Here is a 1,655-nt window from a genome sequence, read left to right on the forward strand (position 1 = left end):
TTGTAAGTTTTGGGAAATTTGATGTGCAAAGCCTTCCTTATGTAGGATAATTTCATGCCCTACTGTCAGAGTGAAGTTTTGAAAAAGCTAATTTTTCTCCTTTGCATGCTCTGCGTATTAAACGCTTGCAACGCCCCCAGTAATCAATTGGAACAGATCCTGGAGCGTGGTGAACTTCGTGTGGTAAGTCGCTACGGTTTGACCAGTTATTATAATAATGGTGCTGAACTGGCGGGATTTGAGTTTGAACTGGCACAACGGTTTGCCGATTTTCTTGGTGTTGATCTCAAAGTTACCGTTCCCGATAATCTCAGCAAAACACTCGATATGATTGAAAACGGTCAGGCGGATATTGCTGCAGCAGGCTTAACAATAACTCGGGCACGGCAAAATAGATTACGTTTTGGCCCAATTTATCATGAAGTCACCCAACAGCTCATTTACCGTCATGGCACCCAGAAACCGCGTGATATTACCGAGATCAGCACTGGCCAGTTAGAAATCGTTGCTAATAGCAGCCATGCTGAACAGCTTGCCAATCTTCAACAGGAAATTCCGTTGTTGTCCTGGACTGAAAACCAGACGATAGACACCAGCGGATTACTCGAGCTGGTTCAGCTCGAACTTATTGATTACACCATCGTTGATTCTAATGAGATGGCTGCCAGCCATAGTCTTTATCCCGAATTAAGAGTGGCTTTTGATATATCGGATCCCCAACCATTAGCCTGGGGTATGCGGCGCAACGATGATATGAGTTTACAACTTGCGGTAAATGCTTTTTTTGAACAAATAGAAAGTTCGGGATTTCTGGATCAGTTAATTGAAAAGTATTTCGGTCATATCCGTCGCTTCGATTACGTCGATTCGCGTGCCATTCACCGTCGCATTCAGACGCATCTCCCTCAATATGAAGCCACGTTTAAAGCAGCTGCATTGGCCTATGGTTATGATTGGCGCTTTCTCGCAGCAGTGGCCTACCAGGAATCACATTGGAATCCGGATGCCGTTTCCAGCACTGGCGTACGTGGCTTGATGATGTTAACGCAAGCTACTGCAAATGAAATGGGCGTCAGCGAACGAGAGGATCCGGAGCAAAGTATTTTTGCTGGCACCGCCTATCTGACTATTATGAAAAACCGTTTACCAGAGCGGATCGCTGATCCCGATCGTACCTGGTTAGCGTTAGCTGCTTATAATATCGGGCTGGGTCATTTGGAAGACGCGAGAGTGCTGACGGAAAAAAATGGCGGCAATCCTGACCGCTGGGCTGATGTTCGCGAAAACCTGCCTTTACTTGCCAAACAAAAGTGGTTCAGCCAAACGCGTCACGGATATGCCCGTGGCGGCGAGCCGGTGCGTTACGTCGGTAATATCCGTCGTTATTACGATATTATGCTACATCATGATGAAGTCAATCAAAATGCTTCCACCCCGCCCGCTGAAATTAATGAAACCCTTCCGGCGGCATTATAAAAAAGGCCGGTTGCTTTCGCTCACCGGCCTGATTCGTTCTAGGGCGTGTTTATCTTTCATATCCACCACTGCTGGCGACTATTTTTGTGTCCGGCAAGGCGGAAAGCACGCAGTGTAGCCTTCATACATAAGTGATTGACAAATAAGTCTGGAACGCATTTGAACAGCTTAGCTGGCCG

Annotated in this window: 1 protein-coding gene; it reads left to right on the top strand. The window is 46.6% G+C overall.

Annotated features, from left to right (window positions below; all coding sequences use genetic code 11):
• Positions 1-54 precede the first annotated feature (54 nt).
• Entirely contained in the window at positions 55-1,476 is a 1,422-nt protein-coding gene (mltF, locus tag B3M51_RS01235; protein ID WP_292756281.1) for a membrane-bound lytic murein transglycosylase MltF, read from the top strand.
• Positions 1,477-1,655 lie beyond the last annotated feature (179 nt).

Source organism: Methylophaga sp. UBA2689 (genome assembly GCA_002354555.1).
In the GTDB taxonomy this organism is placed as follows: Bacteria; Pseudomonadota; Gammaproteobacteria; order Nitrosococcales; family Methylophagaceae; genus Methylophaga.